At 35.7% G+C, this 23655-nt stretch carries 20 protein-coding genes; 10 read left to right on the top strand and 10 right to left on the bottom strand.

Annotated elements, in window-relative coordinates:
* Window positions 1–82 precede the first annotated feature (82 nt).
* The 7 genes from murC (at window position 83) to M2373_RS08310 (ending at window position 8888) form a co-directional block, all read left to right on the top strand.
* Window positions 83–1438: a UDP-N-acetylmuramate--L-alanine ligase gene (gene murC / locus M2373_RS08340; protein ID WP_259109466.1), complete on the top strand. Its 1356-nt coding sequence runs from the start codon at window positions 83–85 to the stop codon at window positions 1436–1438.
* Window positions 1439–1446: 8 nt separating this feature from the next.
* Window positions 1447–2421: an FtsQ-type POTRA domain-containing protein gene (locus M2373_RS08335; RefSeq protein WP_259109464.1), complete on the top strand. Its 975-nt coding sequence runs from the start codon at window positions 1447–1449 to the stop codon at window positions 2419–2421.
* Window positions 2422–2525: 104 nt separating this feature from the next.
* Complete coding sequence (ftsA, locus tag M2373_RS08330) at window positions 2526–3917, top strand: cell division protein FtsA (RefSeq protein ID WP_259109462.1); 1392 nt, start codon at window positions 2526–2528, stop codon at window positions 3915–3917.
* 83 nt (window positions 3918–4000) lie between these two features.
* Window positions 4001–5905, top strand: coding sequence for a cell division protein FtsZ (gene ftsZ / locus M2373_RS08325; protein ID WP_259109460.1), 1905 nt, complete (start codon window positions 4001–4003; stop codon window positions 5903–5905).
* A gap of 99 nt (window positions 5906–6004) precedes the next feature.
* Window positions 6005–6451, top strand: a complete 447-nt coding sequence (locus M2373_RS08320) for a GatB/YqeY domain-containing protein (protein ID WP_259109458.1) — start codon at window positions 6005–6007, stop codon at window positions 6449–6451.
* Between the two features lie 407 nt (window positions 6452–6858).
* Window positions 6859–7269 (top strand): BrxA/BrxB family bacilliredoxin, encoded by a 411-nt coding sequence (locus tag M2373_RS08315; protein ID WP_259109455.1) that lies wholly within the window; start codon window positions 6859–6861, stop codon window positions 7267–7269.
* Window positions 7270–7373: 104 nt separating this feature from the next.
* Window positions 7374–8888: a GH3 auxin-responsive promoter family protein gene (locus tag M2373_RS08310; RefSeq protein ID WP_259109453.1), complete on the top strand. Its 1515-nt coding sequence runs from the start codon at window positions 7374–7376 to the stop codon at window positions 8886–8888.
* 32 nt (window positions 8889–8920) lie between these two features.
* Here the strand turns inward: M2373_RS08310 and M2373_RS08305 are convergent, their stop codons facing one another.
* From M2373_RS08305 to M2373_RS08260, 10 genes are all read right to left on the bottom strand, one after another.
* Window positions 8921–9331, bottom strand: a complete 411-nt coding sequence (locus M2373_RS08305) for a hypothetical protein (protein WP_259109451.1) — start codon at window positions 9329–9331, stop codon at window positions 8921–8923.
* 20 nt (window positions 9332–9351) lie between these two features.
* Entirely contained in the window at window positions 9352–9714 is a 363-nt protein-coding gene (locus M2373_RS08300) for a hypothetical protein (protein ID WP_259109450.1), read from the bottom strand.
* A 4-nt stretch (window positions 9715–9718) separates the two neighbouring features.
* On the bottom strand, window positions 9719–10693 hold the full coding sequence (locus tag M2373_RS08295) for an endonuclease/exonuclease/phosphatase family protein (protein WP_259109448.1): 975 nt from the start codon (window positions 10691–10693) through the stop codon (window positions 9719–9721).
* Window positions 10694–10769: 76 nt separating this feature from the next.
* Window positions 10770–11765, bottom strand: coding sequence for an endonuclease/exonuclease/phosphatase family protein (locus M2373_RS08290; RefSeq protein WP_259109446.1), 996 nt, complete (start codon window positions 11763–11765; stop codon window positions 10770–10772).
* A 9-nt stretch (window positions 11766–11774) separates the two neighbouring features.
* Window positions 11775–12515 (bottom strand): rhomboid family intramembrane serine protease, encoded by a 741-nt coding sequence (locus tag M2373_RS08285; RefSeq protein WP_259109444.1) that lies wholly within the window; start codon window positions 12513–12515, stop codon window positions 11775–11777.
* Window positions 12516–12518: 3 nt separating this feature from the next.
* Window positions 12519–14300: a DNA mismatch repair endonuclease MutL gene (gene mutL, locus M2373_RS08280; RefSeq protein ID WP_259109443.1), complete on the bottom strand. Its 1782-nt coding sequence runs from the start codon at window positions 14298–14300 to the stop codon at window positions 12519–12521.
* A 295-nt stretch (window positions 14301–14595) separates the two neighbouring features.
* Window positions 14596–15435: a YoaK family protein gene (locus M2373_RS08275; RefSeq protein ID WP_259109440.1), complete on the bottom strand. Its 840-nt coding sequence runs from the start codon at window positions 15433–15435 to the stop codon at window positions 14596–14598.
* A gap of 29 nt (window positions 15436–15464) precedes the next feature.
* Entirely contained in the window at window positions 15465–15959 is a 495-nt protein-coding gene (locus M2373_RS08270) for a hypothetical protein (protein WP_259109438.1), read from the bottom strand.
* Window positions 15960–16171: 212 nt separating this feature from the next.
* Window positions 16172–17584 (bottom strand): HAMP domain-containing sensor histidine kinase, encoded by a 1413-nt coding sequence (locus tag M2373_RS08265; protein ID WP_259109436.1) that lies wholly within the window; start codon window positions 17582–17584, stop codon window positions 16172–16174.
* A 3-nt stretch (window positions 17585–17587) separates the two neighbouring features.
* Window positions 17588–18298 (bottom strand): response regulator transcription factor, encoded by a 711-nt coding sequence (locus M2373_RS08260; RefSeq protein WP_259109435.1) that lies wholly within the window; start codon window positions 18296–18298, stop codon window positions 17588–17590.
* 254 nt (window positions 18299–18552) lie between these two features.
* Between M2373_RS08260 and M2373_RS08255 the strand changes: the two genes are divergently transcribed.
* The 3 genes from M2373_RS08255 to M2373_RS08245 all read left to right on the top strand — a co-directional run bounded on the left by M2373_RS08255 (window position 18553) and on the right by M2373_RS08245 (window position 23652).
* A complete protein-coding gene (locus M2373_RS08255; RefSeq protein WP_259109433.1) occupies window positions 18553–19128 on the top strand; it encodes a helix-turn-helix domain-containing protein in 576 nt (191 codons plus the stop codon).
* A gap of 379 nt (window positions 19129–19507) precedes the next feature.
* Entirely contained in the window at window positions 19508–22333 is a 2826-nt protein-coding gene (locus tag M2373_RS08250) for a TonB-dependent receptor (RefSeq protein WP_259109431.1), read from the top strand.
* An 11-nt stretch (window positions 22334–22344) separates the two neighbouring features.
* A complete protein-coding gene (locus tag M2373_RS08245) occupies window positions 22345–23652 on the top strand; it encodes a DUF5690 family protein (protein ID WP_259109429.1) in 1308 nt (435 codons plus the stop codon).
* Window positions 23653–23655 lie beyond the last annotated feature (3 nt).

The following is a 23655-nucleotide window of genomic DNA, read 5'->3' as shown; positions in this document are numbered from 1 at the left end:
TAGTATTAACAATGTCACCCTGAGCTTATAGAAAGGCATCAAAACGAAATTTTTTTATAGAAGCATTAAGATTAAATATAAAATGAACAATTTAGAAACATATCAAAATTTTTACTTCGTTGGAATCGGAGGTATAGGAATGAGTGCTCTGGCACGTTATTTCCATGCTTCGGGCAAAAAAGTTTTGGGCTACGATAAAACCAACACAAAATTGACGACGGCTCTGATGAACGAGGGAATTGATATTGTTTTTGAAGATATCATTGATGAAAGAATCACTTCTCTTCAGAAAGAAAATACTTTGGTAATTTATACTCCGGCTATTAAAAAATTGGAGATTTTGGATTATTTTAATGCTCATGAGTTTGAAGTGTTGAAGCGTGCAAAAGTGTTAGGTTTAATTACAGAAAACACAGATTGTATTGCCGTTGCAGGAACTCACGGAAAGACAACAACGTCTACCTTGGTTGCCCATTTATGCAAAGAGGCCGATTTGCCCTTCTCATGCTTTTTAGGAGGTATCTCAGAAAATTTCAAGTCGAATTTTCTGTATAATGGATCACAGTATTCTGTAGTGGAAGCAGATGAATACGACAGAAGTTTCCTGAATCTTTCTCCGGACTGGGCGGTGATCACCTCTACAGATGCAGATCATCTGGATATTTATGGTGATAAAAATACCATTGAAGAAGGATTCAAACAATTTGCAGGGCTGGTCCCAAGTGATAAACAGCTTTTTGTAAGAAAAGGAATTGATATAGGTAGACCTCATATCACGTATGCCGTGAATGAAGTTGCTGATTACTATTCTGATAATCTTAGAATGGAAAATGATAAGATCTATTTTGATTTTCACACTCCAAGAGAGACTGTAAAAGATGTTATCTGGGAAATTCCGGGAATCCATAATGTTGAAAACGCAACGGTTGCACTGGCGATTTTAAACAATTTAGGGGTGGATTTTGAAACTTTGAAAAAAGCAATTGCCAATTTTAAAGGAATTAAAAGAAGATATACCAAGCACAGATACCAAAGCGGTAAAATTTACATTGATGATTATGCTCACCATCCTACAGAAATTAACGTGGTGATGAGCTCTATCAGGACTTTTTACCCTGAAAAAAAATTATTGGTGGTTTTTCAGCCTCATCTTTTCAGCAGAACGAGAGATTTTGCAGACGGATTTGCAGAAAGCTTAAGCCAGTCTGATGAACTGATTTTGCTAGATATTTATCCGGCTAGAGAGCTTCAGGAAAACTTTGAAGGAATAAACTCAAGTTGGTTATTGGAAAAAGTAGCATTAGATAAAAAGGAAGTATCCACTTTAGCTGATGCTTTTAATAAAATAAAAGAAAAAGATTTTGATATCATTCTCACAGTAGGTGCCGGAAATATTGATACGCTGTACGACCCTATTTGTGAGTGGCTTGGAAATTAATTAAAATAATGAAAAATAAATACAGAATATTAAAAATTGCTATCACAGTAATCCTCCTTGGGTTTCTGTTGAGTTTCTCTTTGAAGAGATTCAACAGTCAGAAGATTACGGATAATAAGATTTCTGTAAAAATGAATGAAAAAACTCCGGTATATTTTGTTGACGAAAAAGATATCAGAGAGATTGTAAAAAAAGAAAACCCTTCAGAAAAAGTAGGTGATCTCGATATTCCGGCTTTGGAAAAACGAATTAATGCATTGCCGGCTATTGACAGTGCCAATGTTTATCTGAACTTAAATGGAAAATTAAATTTAGACATCAAACAGAGAGTTCCTGTTTTCAGGTTAAATAAAGATGGAAAAGACTTTTATGTGGATGAAAAAGGAATTGAATTTCCCATTTCAAGAACATATTCACATCCCTGCATGCTGGTGACGGGAAATGTAAAAAAAGATGAATATGAAAAACTGGCAGAGCTCGTTGAAAAAATTGATAAAGACGATTTCAGTAAAAAATATTTCATTGGAATATCGAAAGATAACAATGGTGATTATAATCTTCTGACGAGCGAAGGAAATTATAAAGTAGAATTGGGAGATTTGGATAATATTGATTTAAAAGTAAAAGGTTTTAAAGCATTTGTAGAAAAATATCTTGTATATCAGGATCCTCAAAAATACAATATGGTATCTATAAAATATCAGAACCAGATTGTAGCGACTCTAAATCCTTATTTTAAAGAAAACGACAGTATCTTAAAAGCAGGAAATAAAGTATTGGCAAAGCCCTTGGCTCCAGCAGTTGTAAAGAAAACGGAAGTAAAACCGAAGAAAACAACTGAGGTAAAAAAAGCAAGCTCCACACCACCAAAACCAAAGGAAAGTACAAAGCCAAAAACAGTAGCCAAACCCAAAGACACAAAAAAAACAGAGAAACAGACGGCGTCAAAACCGAAAACAAAAGCAAAAGTCAAAATAGAATAATGAAAAAGAGTCCGTACGGGCAGCTATATGAAGGGTAAAATCCTATTAAACTTATTAAATAGTAAAACAGGGATAAACAGAAAAAAAATCAAATCGACATAAAAATGGATAATCAAGAGTATTCAGTAGGTCTGGACATCGGGACAACAAAGATTGTTGCGATTGTCGGAAGGAGGAATGCACACGGGAAAATAGAAGTTCTCGGTGTAGGAAAGGCGAAAAGTCTTGGGGTTCACAAAGGTATCGTGAATAATATTTCACAAACCATTAATTCAATCAAAGCAGCTGTGTCTGAGGCACAGTCAAGCGCAGGAGTACCCATCCGTAAAGTCACGGTGGGGATTGCAGGAAAACATATCCGTTCTTTGCAGCACTCTGATTATATTATGCGTGAACATCCTGATAAATTCATCACGGACGACGACATTGAAGCACTAAAAGATCAGGTAAAAAAGCTGGTCATGCTTCCTGGAGAAGAAATTATTCACGTTCTGCCACAAGAATATAAGGTGGATTCAGAAGGTGAAATTCAAGAACCCGTTGGGATGCACGGAAAACGTCTGGAAGCTAATTTCCACGTCGTTGTAGGCCAAATGGGAAGCATCCGAAACATTGCAAGGTGTGTAAGAGAAGCTGGATTAGAAATGGAAGCCCTTACTTTAGAGCCATTGGCATCATCTGAAGCAGTGCTTACAAAAGAAGAAAAAGAAGCCGGAGTCGCTATTGTTGACATTGGTGGCGGTACTACGGATATCGCAATCTTTAAAGATAATATCATCCGTCATACTTGTGTAATTCCTTACGGAGGCGGGATTATTACGGAAGACATCAAAGAAGGCTGTTCAATTATCGAAAAACATGCAGAGCAACTGAAAGTAAAATTCGGATCTGCGGTTCCTGAGCTTGAAAAAGACAGTACCTATGTTACCATCCCGGGACTTCACGGAAGACCGGATAAAGAAATTTCTTTAAAAACTTTAGCACAGATTATCAATGCTAGAGTGGAAGAAATTCTTGAAATGGTCAATACTGAATTAAAAGCTTACGGAGCTTTCGAACAGAAGAAAAAACTGATCGCAGGAATTGTTCTGACAGGTGGTGGTTCAAACTTGAAGCATCTTCGTCAGCTTGCTAATTATACAACTGGTTTCGACAGCAGAATCGGATTTGCAAACGAATACATTGCGAATGATAAAAATCAGTATCTTAAAGGACCTGAATTTGCGACTTCTATTGGTTTATTAATGGAAAGTTTAAAAATTAGAGATAAAAAACTTATTATTGTCGAAGAAGAAGAAATTGTTCAGGAAAAACCTCAGCCGGAAGCTGTAAAAGCTACTACCCCGGCAGAAACCGTTCAGCCGATTCAGCAGGCAGCGCCTATTCAGCAGCAAGAAATTGTGAACGAACAGCAAGAGAGTAAAAAAGCGGCAAGATTAACATTTGGTCAGTCGCTGATGGAAAAAGTAAAAAAATTCTTTGAAGAAGTAGAGTAAAATTATAAATGATGAATGGTAATCGATAAATGACTTTCTTATCTATTATCATAAGTCGGTTATCAATTATTAAAAATATAAGTATGGAAAATATAGGAACACAAGGATTTTCATTTGATTTGCCAAAGGGAAATTCATCCATCATCAAAGTAATCGGTGTAGGAGGCGGTGGAAACAACGCCCTGAAGCACATGTACGAGAAAGGGATACACGGAGTAGATTTCGTAATTTGTAATACGGATGCTCAAACTTTAGATAATAACCCCGTTGCCAACAAAGTACAGTTGGGAACTACCATCACAGAAGGTCTTGGAGCAGGTGCCGATCCGGAAGTTGGTGAAAAATCAGCTATCGAAAGCATCGAAGATATCAAGGCTGCGATGGGACAAAACACCAAAATGGTTTTCATTACTGCCGGAATGGGTGGTGGAACCGGTACCGGTGCAGCTCCTGTTATTGCTAAAGTAGCAAAAGACATGGGAATTTTAACGGTGGGGATCGTTACTGTTCCTTTCAGCTTTGAAGGTAAAAGAAGACTAGAACAAGCCGAAAACGGTCTTGATAAATTAAGAAATAATGTTGATTCATTAATTGTCATTAATAATGATAAATTAAGACAACAATTTGGAAACCTTGGATTCAAACAGGGCTTCTCAAAAGCCGATGAAGTTTTAACGAATGCTGCCAAAGGGATGGCGGAAGTTATTACCGGGTATTTCGATGTAAACATTGACTTTAGAGATGCGAAATCTGTACTTCAGAATTCGGGTACAGCATTAATGTCTACAGGAACAGCTTCTGGCGAAAATAAAGCAGAAGAAGCGGTAAGAAAGGCACTTGACTCTCCATTGTTGAATGATAATAAGATCACAGGTGCTAAAAACGTTCTGTTATTGATCAGAAGTGGTGCTGAAGAAGTAACCATGGACGAAATCGGTATCATCATGGATCATATCCAGAAAGAAGCGGGACATACTGCTGATATTATTTTCGGGGTTGGAGCAGATGACGAATTAGGAGACGCAGTAAGTGTTCTTGTCATCGCAACAGGTTTTTCAAACGAAGACAAAAAATTTGCAGGACCTACAGAAAAAATCAAGATCAGCTTAAACGACAGCTTTGATACTCCAAAAGAATCTCCTTTTAAGACAAGAGAGGAAAGAGGATCTGCTGCCCCAGAATATAATTACAATTTCGGAGATAAAAATCATTTCAGATTGGATGACGAAGACAACGACAGTCCTCAGTTTGGTATGACATCTACTGAAAAAAAAATGATTATTGACAACGAAGAGAAAAAAGCTGAAATAAAATTCTTTGATAACGAAGAAGATACACCAGCTCAGAACTGGAGACAGGAAGAGGAGCAGGAAGAATCATACAGTCTGTTTTCTTCAGACGAAGACGAAGGTGAGGATCCGAACGATTTGGAAATTCAGTCTTTCACATTTGATTTTGATAAAAAAGAAGAGCCTAGGACAGATAATACGCCAAGCAATACTTTTTCAGAATCAAAACCTGTGGAATTCAGTTTCTTTGTAAACGATACTACCAATGAGCCTAAATCTGATTATGGACAGCCAAAAGCTGAGTTTCAGACTCCGACCAATACTGCAGTTCAGACAACAGAAGAAACAACTCAAAAAGTAGAAACTTTCTTTCAGGCAAAAGAAGAGACCAAACCCGCTTTTGAAGCCAAAGCAGAAATTGAAACTTCAAAACCTGCAGATACAGAATTTACGTTTGTTAATAAAACTGTAGATCAGGAAAGAGTCATTGAAAGAAGAAATAAATTAAAGGAATTCAACTCTCGCTATCAGAGCTTTGACAGCACAAGTGAATTCGAATCTGTTCCGGCATTCAAAAGAAAAAATATTTCTATTGATGGAAATAATGCTTCAGAACAGAACATCAATACCTATCTTTCTGACAACAATGGAAACATGCAGATCAGAGAGAATAGATTTTTAAATAAAGATGTTGATTAAATTGCAATAAGCGATAAGCAGTAAGTTATAGGCATAAATGCCTTGAAAACAATATTTAAAAGCCTACTGCTTATTGCCTAAAGCCTAAAGAAAAAAACCATGAGTTTAGAAAATACAATAAGCGAAGCTATAAAAACAGCAATGAGAGCAAAAGATAAAGTTGCTTTGGACTCTCTCCGTGCTGTAAAATCCCAGATATTATTATTAAAAACGGAAGCCAGAGGCGCTGAAGTTTCTGCAGAGCAGGAAATTGCCATTGTTCAGAGAATGATCAAGCAGCGTAAAGATTCTTATGAGCAATTTACGGCTCAGGGAAGAAACGATCTTGCTGAAGTGGAAGAAGCTCAGATGAAAGTGATCGAGCAGTTTTTACCAAAACAGCTTTCACCGGAAGAACTGGAGGCTGAAATGAAGCAGATTATCGCAGAAACCGGAGCTGAATCTATGAAAGATTTAGGAAAAGTAATGGGGGTTGCTTCCAAAGCATTTGCTGGAAAGTCTGACGGAAAAAGTATTTCCGAAATGGCGAAAAAGCTGCTTTCGTAGCTGTTGGTTGATTGTTGGCTATTTTTTAGCATCAATAAGCAACCCAAACAAACTATTTTACCAGGATATTCATCCTTTGCATATCGATTTGATTAAAGAAGCCCGAAACGTATACGTTTCGGGCTTCATTTTATTTTACTTTCATCCAATCTGCTTTTATACAGAGCTCAATGCTTCATTTTGAAGAGGGAAGGTTGTAAATCTTTTTTTCATGGTCGTTTGTTTTTCAGAATCATTTCAAATTTAATAATAATTTTTCAATATTAACGTTTTTAATTCACTTTTTTTTGAATATATTTAAATTATTAATATTCAATTAATTCTATTTTCTAAATCTTCTGATAGTTTTTATGTATTGAACAAACGACAAGAATTGTTTAACTTTGCATAGATTAAAAAACAAAAATATGTATCCAACAGATTTAGTACTGCCAATGAAGGCAGAACTTACAGATAAAGGTTTCGAAGATTTAACATCACCTGCTCAGGTAGAAGAAGCTTTAAAACAATCAGGAACTACTCTATTGGTGATCAATTCTGTATGCGGATGTGCTGCAGGAGCTGCAAGACCGGGAGTTGTATATTCTTTAACAGGAGATAAAAAGCCGGATCATTTAACGACTGTTTTCGCAGGTTTTGATACGGAAGCTGTGGTAGAGGCAAGAAAGCATTTAGCACCATTCCCTCCAAGCTCACCGTGTGTAGCACTTTTTAAAGACGGAGAATTGGTTCATATGCTTGAAAGACACCACATTGAAGGAAATCCTGCAGGAGCTATTGCTGCGAATCTTCAGGCTGCTTATGATGAGTATTGCTAAGAAACAATAAATCGACATACTAAACCGTTACAAATTGTAGCGGTTTTTTTATTTAACAGAATAAAAAATTCTCTGAAAATCCAAATATTGTTATATTTGTTGAAATGGCAACGAAAGCACTTTTCAATACTGTGGTAAACTGGTTTATTCGTCAGAGAATAGATCAGATCCAGAATTTCATAGACCATCCTATTGAAACTCAGAAAGGTATTCTATTTTCACAACTTTTTCATGCGGAAGATACCGAGTATGGGAGGAAGAATGGCTTTAATTCTATATCAAGTTATCAGGACTTTAAAAATAAGGTTCCTATTGTTACTTATGAAGATTTTGAACCTTATATTGAAAGAGCAAGACAGGGGTACAAAGACGTAAGCTGGCCGGGATATATTAAACATTTTGCCAAGTCTTCAGGGACAACAAATGCAAGAAGTAAATTCATCCCTATTTCGGCAGAAAGTCTTGAATACTGTCACATGAAGGCAGGAAAAGATATGGTTTCCATTTATGCCAATAACCATCCTGAAAATCAACTTTTCACCAATAAAAATCTACGTTTGGGCGGTAGCTCGGAGCTGTATGCGGATTTCAACACAAAATTTGGGGATTTATCCGCCATCCTGATTGACAATCTTCCGTTTTGGGTAGAAATTACCACCACTCCAAGTAAAAAGGTCTCTTTAATGGGTGAATGGGAAAGCAAGCTAAAAGCAATCGTTTCGGAGGTTAAAAATGAAGATGTCGGAAGTATTTTAGGTGTCCCCAGCTGGATGATGGTGCTTTTGCAAAAGGTTTTAAAAGAAACTGATGTTAAAAATATTTCCGAGCTCTGGCCTAATCTCGAAGTTTTTTTCCATGGCGGTATCAGCTTTAAACCATACAAAGAGCAATACAAACAAATCATCGGAAAAAACATCAATTATTACGAAATTTACAATGCTTCTGAGGGGTTTTTCGGAATCCAGGACAGGTCAAACAGTGATGAAATGCTTTTAATGCTCGATTACGGCATTTTTTATGAGTTTATTCCAATGGATCAATTCCACTTTTCAAATCCTAAAGTAGTAAGCCTGGAAGATGTGGAAATCGGAAAAAACTACGCAATGGTTATTACAACCAATGGCGGTCTATGGAGATATTTAATTGGCGATACAGTGGTTTTCACGTCTATCAGTCCATTCCGAATTAAAATTACAGGAAGAACCAAGCATTATATTAACGCTTTTGGAGAAGAGCTGATGATCACCAATGTAGAATCTGCACTTTCAAAAGCTTGTGAAGAAACCAATGCATTGGTCTCTGACTTCACAGGAGCACCAGTTTTCATGAAAGAAAATGAAGGCGGAGCTCATGAGTGGATTTTTGAATTCTGTGAAAAACCGGATAGCTTAGAGCGTTTTGTTGATATTTTTGATCAGCATTTAAAGTCTATCAATTCAGACTACGAAGCAAAGAGATACAACAACATGACCTTAAAAAGGCCTATTGTCCATATTGCAAAGCCCAATCTTTTTTACCACTGGCTGGAATCTAAAGGAAAACTCGGTGGTCAGAATAAAGTTCCGAGATTAAGCAACGACAGAGAATATATTGATCCTTTACTGGAGCTCAACAAATAAAAAAAACCGCAGAGAAATCTGCGGTTTTACTTTTATTTACTTAAATCGTCTTTTAATTTTTTAGCAGCATCTTCTACCTTTGAAGCCCCTTTTGCAGCGGCGGCTTTCGCATCTTTGCCCACTTTATTGGCTTCTGTTTTTATATCCTGTCCTGCTTTGTGAAGGTCCTGTTTTGTTTTATCTGCCGTAGCATCTATTTTATCTTTTGCCTTCTGAGCAGCATCATCGATCTTGTTTCCTGCTTCATCTACTTTCGTCTGTACTTCTTCTTTGGTCTTGCTAATTTTTGAAGTATCTACATTTACCCCACTTTCTGACACCGTGGTTGTAGTTGTCGTAACTGATCCATCCGGACTTTCAGTCTGCTCGGTTTTGGTTGTTGATTTCGTGCATGATACAATTAAAAAAGAAATGATACCTGCTGTTAAAATGTGTTTTTTCATACTATATAATTTAAAATAATTTATTCCGTTTTTGTTTCAGAAGAAGTTGGTGTTTCAGATTTTTGCGGCTTCTTTTCCTGTTCAGTTTTTTTCTTTTCCTCTTCCTGCTTCTTTTTGTTTTCTTTTTCTAATTCTTCTTTTAGCTTTTTCTCCTGCTCCTGAGCTTTTAAGGCCTCTTTTAAAGAATCCTTGTACTTCTGTGAAGACATTCTTATCTGGCGCACGATATCAACAGAAGTGGCACCCGCTGAAAAAGAATCTTTTGGTACAGTATCATAGCTCGCCTTCGCCGTATCCGTAGGGTAGAAATCATCCGGTTCTTTTTTCGAACAGGAAAGGGTAAAAAGAGAAAAAGTAATAATTAAAAACAGAAAATTTTTCATGGAACTAATTTAGCAGAAATTCTGCAATTACAGGATAGTGATCCGATAATTTTACAGACTGATCTACTTTATAGCTTAGTGGAATGATGGATTTTGAACTGAAAATATAATCAATTCTTAAAGGGACTTTATAATCGTGGAAACTTGTAGAACTTCCGTTTCCGGCTTCTAAAAAAGCATCCTGAAGATCCTTCCCTAAATTATAATATTCATAAGAATTGGGAACAGAGTTGAAATCTCCCGCAAGAATTACAGGATAAGGTGAAAGGTCCACTACCTTTCTGATTTTTCTGATCTGCTCTTCATGCGCCTTAAAAGTAGGAATCATGTGAGAGAGAAGATCATTAATTTTCCCCGCCTGTTTTCCGAAACCATTAAACTGAAGCATTGATTTATGCAGTCTGAATGGTTCCAGATATACATTTACAATTCTTATGATCTTACCATTGATATCTACATCAGCATAAAAGGAATTTCCACGGGAATTATCTGTGATCAACTCTTCCTGTCTTACGATTTTATGTTTTGTTTTTAGAATAACCGAAGGATATTTTACGAGATCCTGTCTTAAAGCCCTGTTGGTATCACGCTCCTGTACCAGAATAATATCTGCATTTTGATCTGTGATATATTTTTTAACCTTGTCCCATCCAAAATCTCCATACTTTACATTAAAAGTAAGTACTTTGATATCTCTTATACTTTTAACATTAGCTGTTTTGGGGGTAAAATTTACCCATCTTCTGATCGGATTGTAAAAAAGAAATATTCCTAAGACAAAAGCAATGGCAATTTTTTTCCGCTTAACGACCCAGACTAAAGTTAATAGGATATATAATGATATTAAATAAGGAAAACCTAGTGACAACAGATTCAGAGCCCCCAAAAGATTAGGAGGAACCCATGCATTTCCGAGTGTACACAACAGTAATACAGCAACGGTAATATGAACAAATAACAGAATCTGGCGAAACTTCATGAAAAAACAGTCTAGGTACTTTGATTTTTAAGCAAAAACCCTACCAAGATCAATATTTTAACGTTTTTTTATGAGTTTAAGGATTGAGTTTAAAGGTCGAAATAACAGGATAATGGTCTGAAAGCTTTACAGAGCGGTCTACTTTATAACTTATTGGCTCTATTGTTTTTGACGAAAAAACATAGTCAATTCTAATTGGAAATTTATAATCGTGAAAACTTGTAGCACTTCCTTTTCCAACTTCAACAAATGCATCTTTCAAACCTTCAGATAAATGATAATATTCATAAGAATTGGGAACCGAATTAAAATCACCCACTAAGATCACAGGATAAGGTGAATTATCTATTCCTTTTCGGACTTTTTCTACCTGTTCCTGATGCATTTTAAAGGTAGGAATTAATCTTTTGACGATATTTTTTAGCTTTTCCTCATCGGCATCACTATTTCCATTCAGCTTTACCATGCTTTTTTCAAACTTAAAAGGCTGCAGATATACATTGATAAAGCGGTAAATCTTTCCTTTTATCTCAATATCAGTCTGATTGGCATAGGCATTATTGTATTCATAATTGCTGTCGATCAGCTGTTTTTGATCAATAATCTTATATTTTGAATAGATTGAAATCAATTGGGTTTCCTGGCCACTTTTCAATCCTGTGAATTCATATTTTTTATCACCTCCGTATTCCTGCAGCAAAACAACATCAGCATTAAGGCTATTTATATATTTCTCAATATTTTCAACACCGAAACCTCCTGCCTTTATGTTAAAAGAAACAATTTTTAAATCGGCACTTTGTTTTTTATCCGACGAATAATTGACCCATCTCTTAACAGGACCTATAAAGATTAATCCCAGAAACATAAATAGAAATGCTCTCTTTTTCCAGCTGAAAATCCAGAAAAAAGTAAGCAGAACATATCCTATCACCAAAACAGGAAAGCCCAGAGAAAGCAAATTAAACCATGGGAATATCTTCGGCGGAACATAGGCATTCATCAACATTCCTAACAGAAGCAGAAAAATACCTATATGGAATATTAAAAATACAAGTCGAAGAACCTTCATGAATATCTGTTACGGATTAAATCGGTATAAATGTTTCTTCCAGATTCTTGCTAAAACCCAGCCGACCAGAGCACCACCTACGTGCGCAAGATGCGCAATTCCACCTCCGTTTCCTGATACTCCTAAATATACAGAAACAGCAATGACAACCGGCATCAGGTATTTAACTTTAATAGGAACAGGGATAAACATCATCGCAATCTTAGAATCTGGATACAATGTTGCAAAAGCAGTCACTACACCAAAAATAGCTCCAGAAGCACCCACCATCGGCGTTCTTAATGCAATATACAGCTGTTGAGACAATTCTTGTCCTTCCTGTGTTGTCGCACTAATATTTAAATTTCCAGAATATCCAATTGCTGCTTTAGGATAAATTTCAGCAGCATTAATTCCTAAGCTGTCCAGAGTAGAAACAATTTGCTGTACCTCAATAAAATTCCAAAGGTTAAACAAAAAGAATGCCCCTAACCCACTTGCAAAATAAAGTATTAAATATTTTTTCTCACCTAATGTTTGCTCCAAAATCGGCCCAAAGCTCCAAAGCGTAAACATATTAAACAAAATATGCATAAACCCACCATGCATAAACATATGGGTAATAATCTGCCATGATTTGAAATTCGGTGAAAATGGATAAAATCCGGAAAGTGAATTATATAATTGCGGAAACAAGAAATTTGCTATTATAAAAACAATAACATTAAGAATGATGATATTTCTTGTAACCGGTGGTATATTATTAAACATCTTTTAAAATTTATTTTTAAAATCATTAAAAGGAACTTCAAAGAAGCATCTTTTTCCGTTGGGTAAAAACTCCGGGAAACCTAATGCCGTAAAATCTTTGATAAGCTGTTCCGCATCTTTTTTATAAATAAAATCAAATCTCGATTTCGACTGCAGCTTACCCCATTGATTTTGATAAAACTGCATAAACTCTTCTTCCGTTTTGTACTCCAGAATCTCAAAAAGATTTTCAAGGAATTTCATTACCTGAGTCTCTTTCAATCCTTCAGGAACGGCATCTATTCTCAATACGCTTTCATGAGCCACACTCATCTCAAAGCCCAGCTCCGGAAGATATTTCTTGATCGATTTATACTTTGTATTCTCAATCTCATTCATGTGGTATTCCAAAGAAAATAGCAGTGCATGACTGCCTGTCGCACTTTTTTTAGTAGGCTTACTGCTTTCAGAAACCATCAGTCTGTGCATTCTTCCTAAATCCAGCATCAACGTTCTGTCCCCTTTATTGAATAACCAATATCCATTGGGCAACCTCATCAGATCTTCATCAAAATCTTCATCTTCAAAAAGATTGATTTTTGAAGGCTCGGCCGTGATATTGGTATGGTACATCTCTGTCAGGTTCTGAATTTCTCCCTGATTAAAAACCTCTCTTTCTTCCAAAAACGGATTGTAATCTTTATCGACGATAATCTCAGGCATTTTGATCATTCCTCCACCATTGCTTTTACTTGGAGAAGAATTCATCATGCTGTCCAATTCAGGATCTCTCTCAAAATCAAGACTTGGAGCTACATTATAAATCCCTAAAGATCTTTTTATCGTAGAACGGATTAAAGCAAAAATAAGGTGCTCATCCTCAAATTTTACTTCCGTTTTCTGCGGATGAATATTAACATCTATTTTTTCAGGATCAAGATCTAAATAAAGGAAAAATGTCGGAACATAGCCCGGCAACAATAATCCTTCAAAAGCTTCCTGAACCGCTTTATTAAAATATGGACTTTTAAAATACCTGCCGTTTACAAAAAGAAACTGCTCTCCCCGGGTCTTTTTAGCACCTTCCGGCTTGGCGACAAATCCCTGAAGCTTACACCAGATAATATCTTCTTTAATAGGAATTAACTGCGGTTGTAATTTTCTTCCGAAAACATCTACAATACGCTGCATTAAGCTTCCTTTTCTCAGTCTGAAAATCGCTTCGTCATCATGAAACAAAGAAAACTCAAGACTTTCATGAGCTAATGCAATACGCTGAAATTCATCAATTACATGTCTGAATTCGACATTATTATTTTTAAGAAACTTCCTTCTGGCAGGAACATTATAAAACAGATTTTTAACTAAAAAATTAGAACCTTCTGCAGTTTGTATCGGATCCTGAAACTGAAAAACACCTCCTTCAATATAGATATTGGTGCCAATTGTAGCAGTTTTCTGTTTTGTTCGTAATTCAACCTGAGAAACCGCGGCAATAGAAGCCAGTGCCTCACCACGAAATCCTTTCGTTATAATCTTAAAAATATCTTCTGTACCTCGGATTTTGGATGTCGCATGTCTTTCAAACGCCATTCTGGCATCTGTTTCAGACATCCCCTTCCCATCATCTACAACCTGTATCAGATTTTTTCCGGCATCTCTAAGGATCAACTCTATTTTGGTAGCTTCTGCATCAATAGCATTTTCCAAAAGTTCTTTCACGATAGATGCTGGTCTCTGCACCACCTCTCCTGCCGCAATTTGGTTGGCTACATGATCCGGTAAAAGCTGAATAATATCTGACATAAAATAAGTAAATCAACTTACAAAAATAGTTAATGAAAACGGGAATTAAAACAATAAAACCGTGAATTAAAATTTAATTATCAACAATTCTGCCACTTTATCCCCATTACCATGATCAGCCTGAGTTTAAAAGATGATCACTACTCATCGCCCTGTTTTAAAAGAACACCCCTTTCCCATGACAGAAAAGAGGTGTTTCACAGCTAGTTTACACAAAATTAATACTGATATTTATATCTCTTATTTAACATTGTCTTTTTAAAATATATTCTTCAGATTATTATCATCAGAATATTTATTCATCAAATACAAGCTTTCGCTTCTTTTCTCTTTTGGGTTTAATTTCAGGAATCCCATGGATTTTATCATATAAGTATGCCATTAAATTCGGCTTCTTATAAATTTTACTGTATCTGTACTGCGTATTGAAGTGTCTGATATGAATTTTATAGGCATCATAACCAATAACGACCAACAAACAAAAGCTGATAACATAAAACACTCTGAATTCCAGATAATAATACGTTAATCCTGAGAACACCGCACCCAAAACATAGGCCACCATGATACTTGACAAGAGTTTTGCTCTTCCGATCAGCTCCCCGTTTTTTCTAAATTTTTTCTGGGTAAACATGGAAAATAAAATCCCCAAATCGGTCGTGGTACCCGTAAGGTGGGTGGTCTTCACGGAGAAGTTCGAGATACTTGCCGTCAAACCATTCTGAAGACCTGTCGCAAATAGCATTAAGGCTACTAAATATTCTGTTTCTTCAAGGGTTTTCTGATAAAAAAACTGTCCGTACACCCCTACAAATAATAAACAGATGATCTCCAACACAATAGGCATGGCGTGCGCGAAATATTTACTCTTTTTATTGAAATTAATCACAATAAAATTTGATACGAAGCTTCCGAAGAAGAAAAGGAAAATCCAAAGTCCTACAACGGCTACCTGTGTCCAGTTTCCTTTACTGATTTCTGCCGCTAAAATGGCATAGTGTCCTGTTACGTTTGACGTAAAAGAGAGAAATATTAACAAGGATGCTATATTTATAGTACCTGCCGTGAAGGCAGTCAGCGTTCCCAGTCTAATGTTGTCTCCCAACGTCCTGCTGTTACTATAATTTCTTAACATTTTTTAATTTTTAATAGTGGGTTTATTTTCTAGACCTCAACAAAGATCTCGGCCAATCTTCCTCTTTCAGGAAGTCTTTCAGGAATCTCAACTTTAATTTCGTGAGATGGAAGGTCTTTGCATTTTTTGACATAAGGAATAATATCGAATTTCCCTTTACCTCTGCTTTTAATGGAAGGCGAATAATAAGCCTCTTCAATATTTTCTGCTTTTACATAATTATTAAAAGTTCTCTGGAAGCTTCCTGTAAAAATATCGCAGATGATTTTATTAATTAAATGAGGGTATTTATTTTTTATAATTCCAAAAGCATCGTTAAATTCCTGTGGTCTTATTTTATTAAAGACGGTACTTTTAGTTGTAAACAGAAGATCTCTGATAGAATCTCCCATATCATATCCCGAAACCAAAAGAATGTCATACTGATTCGGGTCTTCATTCGCATCTTTCTCTTTAAGTACTTTTTTCAATATATTCAATGACTCAAGAGAGTAATCTGTGGCAATTAAAATTTTTCTGGTCATATGATGTAATATTTAGTTTCGTGTTATCTTATTTTGATAATACAAAACTATACTGACCAAATTAGAAGCTCTTTGGAATAGAATTAAAATGTGATTAAAGAGATTAAAATGAGATTAGAAAATTGTTAACAGCAGTTAATACAGCCAAGAAAAGCCGTTTATCTATACTGCAATAATAAGTTTTGCCCTAAAATCGGGATAATGAAGCCAAATCAGACTTCTTTTCCTTCCTGCATCATCATACTGTAAAAATTCGGAAAACGCATCTGAACCGTTGTCCCCTGATTTTCATGAGAACTTACAATCAATTCACCATGGTGCATCCTCACAATATTTCTCGCCAAAGGAAGACCGATTCCGTAGCCTTCGTAGTTTTTGGTATTCGAGGCCCGGAAGAAAGGATCATAAATTTTATTCATTTCCACTTCCGGAATTCCGATGCCATTATCTTTTATAATGATGTATACATCGGTATCTGTCGCTCCCAATGAAACTTTAACCTGCTGAAAATTAGAATACTTGCAGCCATTGTTAATAATATTGGTCACGGCAAGATGCAGCAACTGTTCATTTCCCTGAACTTTAAGTTTTTTGGGGTTATCCGGCAACATACTTATATCCAGATAGATATTGTTTCTTGAATCCAGCCTTCTTAAAGTTTCAATAACATCCCAAAGCAGCTGATCGATTCTTACCTTGTCAATTTTCTGAATCTTTCCGTCAAAACCGGTTTGGGCGATCATTAATAATGCTTTGATTTTCTTATCAAGCTTTTCCGCTTCATCCAGAATGACTTCCAGAGTTTCTTTATATTCATCAGCGGTTCTGCTGATAGAAAGTGCAACATCTGCTTCGCCCATGATAGAAGTAAGCGGTGTTCTCAGCTCGTGAGACACATTTCCAATCAGGTGATTTTGAGTTTCAAAAGAGGTTTCGATACGATTCAACATATCATTAAAGGTATCTACCAACTCATTAAGTTCTTTATTATCCGGTTGAGCTTCAAGTCTTAAATGGAGATTTTCCGAGCTTATCTCTTTTACCTTCCCGGTAATTTTTAAAATCGGTCTGAATAAAGTTTTAGACAAATAAAAAGAAAAAATCATACTAAAGAAGAGTGAAAGCACAATACAGGTAATCAATGTTCTCTTTAAAAATCCCAAATAATAAACCACATAATGGTTTTTGGCCGAGGCTATGGCAATATAATCTTTATCATCATATTTAAAAGTCTGCCCGATATAATAGAACTCTTTGTCATTATAATTGGCTTCCCCATTTTTTACAATGCTTTTGAAAAAATAATCGGGAATATGAACCTCATGGGAGATTTTTTTAAAATTGGAATCGGTAGGAACGGCAAAAACATAGTCTTTTTCCATCGGAAGCTCCTCATCATTAAGACTGTTTAAGACGTAGTTTTCAGGCAAATCAAGATCTTCTTTGCTTTTTTCAATCTGTACAATCGTAGTCGTACGGATTTTCAGCAACTCATAAAACCTCTGATGCGAAAAATTAACGATCGAGAAATAAACCAATCCGCTAAACAACAATATGATGGCGGTAAAAACCAACATCAAAAGCACCATCGTTTTGGTCTGATTTGTGATCACTTTATTAAACATCCATTATGGTTTTTTCAACACGTAGCCCATCCCTATCACCGTATGAATCAATTTATTATCGTCCTGATGATCTAATTTCTTTCTTAGGTAATTGACATATACATCCACGACATTAGTTCCCAGTTCATAATTCACCCCCCAAACAGCATCTAGAATTTCAGCCCTTGAAATTACTTTTTCAGGGTTATTAAGAAAATACATCAGAAGTTTATATTCTGTAGAAGTCAGGGAAATCTCTTCTCCTCCACGGGTCACTTTTTTTGTATAATCATTCAGTATAAGATCTGAAAACTGAAAAACATGTTCATTATCAATTTCCGGCTCTGCAACTTCCTGAATATTTCCACTTCCATTACTTCTCCTCAATAAGGATTTTACGCGGGCTACCAATTCTATAAACTTAAAAGGTTTTACCAGATAGTCATCGCCTCCGCTTTCCAGTCCGAGAACGATATTTTCTGAAGTTCCCAAAGCCGTTAAAAACAAAATAGGAACATGCTTATTGGTTTTTCGGATCTCTTTACAGACATCCAGTCCATTCATTTCAGGAAGCATGATATCCAAAATTACAAGATCGAAATCATTTGACTGCACCAATTGTACACCGGTACGTCCGTCAAAAGCAACAGAAATTTCATAGCCGTTTTCCTGAAGTCCTTTTTTTATAAAAGAGACAACGCTCGTTTCGTCTTCGATCAGAATAATTTTTTTCATTGAAATAAGGAATTAGACAAAAATAGAAAAATTATTTGGGTTAGAGAGTTACCGGTAGAAGGAAGCCGGGTGACGGAAACTTACAAAATATCATTTATTAATTCTTCACCATCCCTTTTTAGCCTTTACTCTATCCGTTTCCGCTGCAATAAATTTTTATTAATTGATTTTAATCTTTGTAAACCTATTGAGAATAATATTACATTTGTCAGTAATAAAAATAAGTGAAACACTTGGTTAAATTATAGAATATTATGAATGATTTTTTAATAGGTATCGGCAAAAGATTAAAAGACATCAGAAAAAAGAATAATTTAACCATCAATGAACTGGCTTTCAGAGCCAATGTAAGCAACGGTTTAGTTTCGCGGATTGAAAACGGAAGGACCATCCCTTCTCTTCCTGTACTTTTGGATTTAATTCAGTCTCTGGAAATTGATGCCAGCTATTTTTTTGAAGGCGTTGAAAAAAAATCAAATGCCAAATTCATCCATCTTCCCAAAGAAAATCAGCAGCTCATCGAAAAAGAAGTGGAAGCTGAAGGATTTAAATACATGCATATCTTCAGCAAAAGCCTGCACTCATTGGGATTCGAAGCTGTTTTATTAACTCTTGAACCGAATTCTAAAAGAGAAAAAGTAATCACCGATGCCTGGGAATTTAAATACATCTTAAAAGGCGAAGTTAAATACATCATTGACAATGAGGAGGTTATTTTAAAAGAAGGCGATTCTTTATATTTTAACGGAAAATTTCCACATGTCCCAGTTAGCATAAGTGAAGAAAGCTGTGTCATGCTTGTTCTTTATTTCTATTCCAATCAAAATTAATAATGTACTCAAAGTAATTTTTTGATCTTTAATTCCTTTCATTTTTTACAATAACTAAACTTTGTTTTAGCATAAAAGTTTACAAATATTCAACTTTCTCATTTTTGAGCAAGGTTAAAATTAACGTATCGTTAATCAAAAATTCTACTATTTTCAATAAAAGCGATACACTACTTAAACGTAAAAGCTATTCTTAAAATTCACCAAAACCCCTTTTAAATGCCCATTTGATATGGATTTTTAATTTTTACAGATAAAATTCGTCCGTAAAATCTGCTTAACAAACTCTTATCAATTATTAATCATTACTTAACATAAAATTATTACATATATTAAAATTATTAAGTTGATTTGCATAAAAAATTTAATATTTGTAAAAATGAAAACAAATTTAGAGAATTTGCTTATCCTTGTTTTTGTCTGTTGCATCACCTTTATATCAGCACAAAAACAATTAATCATAGGAACTGTGCTGGATGACAGCCAGCCTCTTCCGGGAGCTTCCATAAAAATCAACGGAACTTCCAAAAATACATCGACAGACGTTGACGGAAAATTCACAATCAACGACCTGGAAACAGGAAAATATATTCTACAGATAAGTTATATTGGTTATGAGCCCTCAAATATCGATCTAGATATAAAAACAGGAGAAACAGTAGATTTAGGAAGTATAAGGCTTTCCCAGAAACAAAAAAACATCGATGAAGTAGTTGTTTCCGGAACGATGAAAAATACGGAAGCCAGAGCATTAAACATTCAGAAAAATGCAATCAATATTTCCAATGTCATTGCTTCAGACGGAATCGGAAAGTTACCGGACAGAAATGCTGCAGAAACCGTTCAGAGAGTCCAGGGAGTTTCAATTGAAAGAGATCAGGGAGAGGGAAGATTTGTTTCTCTAAGAGGACTTCCTCCATTTTGGGCATCGACAACTATTAACGGAAACAGGCTGCCAACCGCAGAAGAGGAAACCACCTCCAGAGCTACAGCTTTTGACTTTTTTCCTACAGAGCTGATTTCTTACGTTCATGTTAATAAATCTTTCACGCCCGATATGGAGGCAGACGGAATAGGTGGAGGTGTAAATTTCATCACCAAAACACCACCCATGAAAACCGAATTCAAAGCAACTTTGGGAAGTGGCTATAATGCAAAATCTGATAAAGGAGTTTACAACATCGGATTGCTTTACGGAGGCAGGACAAAGGATAAAAAATTCGGCTATTTATTCAACTTTGCACATTTCACCAGAAACTGGTCGACGGATAACTTTGAAGCAAGAAGAAGTGGTGATGAAGGAGTATTCAGACTGGAACTCCGGGATTATAACGGGGTAAGAAAAACAACAGGAATCAATACAGCATTCGAATATGTGCTGTCACCCAAGAGCACAATATATTTAAAAGGAATGTACGGAACTCTCTCTGATGATGAAACCCACTACAAGCACAGAATAAGATTTGATAAATTCAATGCCGGAAATGGCACAGCAAGAGTGGAGCTGCAAAATATTCACAACTTATTAATTACAGAATTGACGTCTATTTCATTAGGCGGAATTCACACCGTAAAGAAAGGAAAAATAGACTGGGACCTGTCTTATTACGATAACCGGTTTAAGTATGGAAATATTCCTGATAAGCAGAACAATTCCTATTATGTCATTAAATATACTCAATCTGGTGTCGGTATCAATCCTGATTATATTGCAGATCATGGAAACGGACCGAGAGCTTATTGGAAAGCTGATGGCGGAAAACTGGATTATAAAGATCCTGATGCATTATTTGGTTTCTACAGCGATCCTAATTTCAAAATGGATGCTTCACAAATGAGATTCACCGATCTTGAATTTTACAAAGTTTTCGTTGAAGAAAAAGATAAAATTGTAGCTGCTTTCAATCACGAAATTAATGCATCCGACAAATTAACTTTAAAATATGGTTTTAAATATCGTGACAAAGAACGTAATGCAAGATTCTCCGATATTTTCTATACCTGGGCGAATGGAACTGCCCCACTTTTATCAGACTATTCTCAATACATCACCTCACAACCGAACGGAACGAAATATTTAAGCGAAATGAACGCCCACATCGGCAATACGTTCGGACCTGTACTCTCAACCGGAGGAATGGATCAGTTCTGGTTTCAGAATAACGGAAGTTTGAAAATAAACACCGCAGATTCAGAAGCACTGGAATACAACAAAGCATTAGGACGAAATTTTGACGTATTCGAAAAACATGCTGACGCTTATGGTATGGGAACCTACAAAGTGAATGAGAAAATTACCATCTTGGGAGGAATCAGATTATCAAATACCCATACAAAAGTAAAAGGCTATAGTGTAATTGATGATGTTTTAACTCCGGTTGAAAACACTAAAAATTATCTTGCCGTGTTGCCGATGTTACACCTTAAGTATGCTTTAAACGATAAAACAAACCTTCGTTTTGCAGCAACCAGAACGTTCTCAAGACCCAATTTTGGAGATTTGACTCCGGGAGGAACTTATATAGAAGCTGATAACGAATTTAAAGGAGGAAATCCTAACCTTAATCCCACCTATTCTTTGAATTTTGATTTGATGGGCGAATATTATTTCTCAAATGTCGGGATTTTAAGTGGTGGTGTTTTCTACAAATCGATTACAGATCCTATTTTTCAGGATTCTTTTATCGGGACATATAACGGAATGAACGGAGTACAGTTTACCGCTCCGAATAATGGTAAAGCAGCCTGGTTGGGAGGAATTGAGCTGGGGATCAACAGAAGATTTGATTTCCTGCCTGGCTTCTTACAATATTTCGGAACACAGCTTAACGCCACTTTCATGACCTCAGAAATGGAAAAACCAAGTGGAAGAAAGGTAAAACTGCCCTATCAGGCGAAAGAATTGTATAATATTCAGCTATTCTTTGAGAAAAAGGGATTCAATGCCAGACTGGCCTATAACCATAAAGGGAAATACGCAGTTGAATATGCCGAAGAAGATTTAAACGATTCTTATTATGGTAAATACAGCAGCTTAGACTTTGGAGGATCTTACCAGTTTACAAAACACTTGATGCTGTACGCTGATGTCAATAACATCCTGAACAAACCATTGATTTATCATTTCGGAAAAGATGAAACGCGCCCGGAACAGGTTGAATATTATGGTGTAAGATGTAATCTGGGAATAAAATTAAATTTCTAAATTAATTAAAAATGGCCCAATCCATTAATAAAAAATCACAGGTAACCCTGAAAGCAGCATTCGCTGCTTTTGGGATCTACTTTTGCATGTATGGCTTTAGAAAACCATTTACAGTAGCTTCTTTTGAAAGTCTTTCTTATTTCGGGATCGATTATAAGATTTTAATTATAATTGCTCAGGCGGTCGGCTATTTTATTTCAAAATTTATCGGAATAAAATTTATTTCAGAATTAAAACCTGAAAAAAGAATCTTCTATTTATTCACCTTCATTGCGGTTGCAGAGCTTTCCCTATTAGGATTTGCTGTAGTTCCGGCTCCTTACAACATTATTTTTATGTTTATTAATGGTGTACCACTCGGAATGATCTGGGGAATTGTTTTCTCCTATATCGAAGGAAGAAAAACCACTGAAATTATCGGATTGTTTTTATGCTCAAGCTTTGTAGTTTCTTCGGGGTTTACAAAATCTGTCGGGAAATTTTTAATGGATACCTTTAATATTTCAGAATTCTGGATGCCATTTTCTGCCGGATTGATTTTCATTATCCCGTTAATATTATTTGGTTTTCTTATTGAGAAAATCCCTCAGCCGACGGAAGAGGACATTTTACTGAAAAATAAGAGACAACCACTTGATAAAAAAGGCAGGAAAGAGCTCATCAAACAGTTTTTTATTCCGATCGTGTGCATTACTTTTTTATATGTGAGCTTAACTATTTTAAGAGATTTCAGAGACAATTTCAACCGTGAAATCTGGGATGGGCTGCACATCAAATTCGACAGTTCAATCTTCACCCTCACGGAAATTCCCATTGCAATTATGGTTCTCCTTATTTTGAGCTTCATGGTGAAAGTTAAAAACAATAAAAAAGCTTTCGCTTATTACCATTATATTCTTTTTGCAGGAGTTTCTCTGGTTGGCTTTTCAACCTATCTTTTTCAGACGGGGTCGGTTTCACCGTTTATGTGGATGGTTCTTTCCGGATTTGGGATGTATATCTGTTATGTTCCTTTTAACGGAATTTATTTTGACAGAATGATCGCCGCTTTTGATATTAAAGGAAATGTAGGCTTTCTGGTGTACGTCGTGGATTCTTTTGGTTATCTGGGAAGCGTTTTAATTTTACTGTACAAAAACTTCGGATTTGCCCATACTTCATGGCTTAATTTTTATATTAAACTGAATTATATCATTGTAGCCATTGTATTAACGTCTTCGGTTATTGCTTTTCTGGCATTCCGAAGAAAAGCAAAACCCAAATCGGGTAATAATCAATATATCAATTTCGATTCATCGAAAATTAAAAATTATAGTTAAAAA

Origin of the sequence: Chryseobacterium sp. JUb7 (assembly GCF_024806495.1) — a bacterium.
Classification (GTDB): domain Bacteria; phylum Bacteroidota; class Bacteroidia; order Flavobacteriales; family Weeksellaceae; genus Chryseobacterium.
Note: the sequence above shows the minus strand (reverse complement) of the source record. Positions and strands in the feature narration are given on the sequence as shown.